Source organism: Sphingobium sp. LMC3-1-1.1 (assembly GCF_040676285.1).
Lineage (GTDB): Bacteria > Pseudomonadota > Alphaproteobacteria > Sphingomonadales > Sphingomonadaceae > Sphingobium.
Map to the genome: position 1 here is coordinate 1 of NZ_JBEGHQ010000027.1, position 1411 is coordinate 1411.

General features: G+C 58.7%; 1 protein-coding gene and 1 pseudogene. Both read left to right on the forward strand.

Annotated features, from left to right (window positions below):
- On the forward strand, positions 1 to 1047 hold a 1047-nt coding region (locus MRBLMC3_RS16130), incomplete at its 5' end, for a M24 family metallopeptidase (protein WP_363830481.1).
- 104 nt (positions 1048 to 1151) lie between these two features.
- Positions 1152 to 1411 (forward strand): annotated as a pseudogene (locus MRBLMC3_RS16135) (ligand-gated channel protein); the annotation flags it as partial.

Genomic DNA, 1411 nt, shown 5'->3' on the forward strand with positions numbered 1-1411 from the left:
TCGGCCGCCAAGCAGCATCAGAAGCATAATCCCTGGATCAGCCCCGAAAATTGGCGCCCGGTGGTATCAAGCTGGCGCGGCTCGATCATGGAAGAGGTTGGCGTTGAGAAGGCGAACGCGAAGCGGATCGCGGACGTGCTGCGCGATGCTGGCCTCATCAACGAGCCGCTGGGCATAGATGTCGTTGAAATTCCGGTGCTCCGGGCGCTGGAGGCCGAAGGGGTGACGATCGTCAATGCAGAAGGGCTGATGCAACGCGCCCGCGTCATCAAGTCGATCGACGAGGTCTCGTTGCTGGAGACCGCTGCGTGTCTGGTCGATTCCGCCTATGACGAGTTGTTCCGCGTGCTGCGCCCGGGCGTCAAGGAAAGCGAGGCCGTCGCCGTCGTCAACCATGTGCTCTACAATATGGGTTCGGAGAATGTGGAGGCGGTGAACGCGATTTCGGGCGAACGCTGCGCGCCGCATCCCCATGTGTTCTCGGACCGTTACATGCGGCCGGGCGACATGGCCTATTTCGACATCATTCACTCCTATATGGGCTATCGCACCTGCTATTACCGCACGATCAATATTGGCGGCGCGACCCGCAAGCAGCGGGACGTGTACAAGAAGACGCGTGAAATCCTCGACGAAGCGATTGCAGAGATCAAGGTGGGCGCGTCTTCGGCCGATATCGCCAAGAAATTCCCGGCCGCCCAGGAATTCGGCATGGCGAACGAGGAGGAAGCGTTCGGGCTGCAATATGCGCATGGTATCGGCGTTGGCCTGTGGGAACAGCCGCTGATCAGCCGCTATCACTCGATCGAACACCCGATCACGATCGAGGAAGGGATGGTCTTTGCGATCGAGACCTACTGGCCTTCCGAAGACGGAACGACCGCGGCCCGGATCGAGGAAGAGATCCATGTCACGAAGGATGGTCCGCGGCTTCTGACGAAGTTTCCGGCGCAGGATCTGTTGGTGGCCGGGCAGCAATATTGGAACGGTCACAGCTTTGCCAAGGGCGTCAACGAGATCCAGTTGCCCGGCGGCGAGGTGATCTGACGGGTTTGGAGTGAAGTATCTGATTTGATGGATAGGTAATTAGAACAAAAAAGGATCTTGCAGGGCTGAGTTGCATATTATTATCGTCATCAAGGGGAATAATAATGAGGAAAGATCTTGGAATCCGGGCAACCTTACTTTGTGCAGTTGCGGTTGGTGCGCTTGCCAGTCCTGCGCTGGCGCAGGATGCACCGGCCGCCTCTGCCGTGCAGGATCAATCAACTCACGCCGACAAGGGCGGCTCGGCCTTGTCGGGCGAGATCATCGTAACGGCGCAGCGTCGCGAGCAGAGCATCCAGAAGGTGGGCATCGCCATCACCGCCTTTTCCGGCGACCAGTTGCGCGCCCTCAATGTGACTGATTC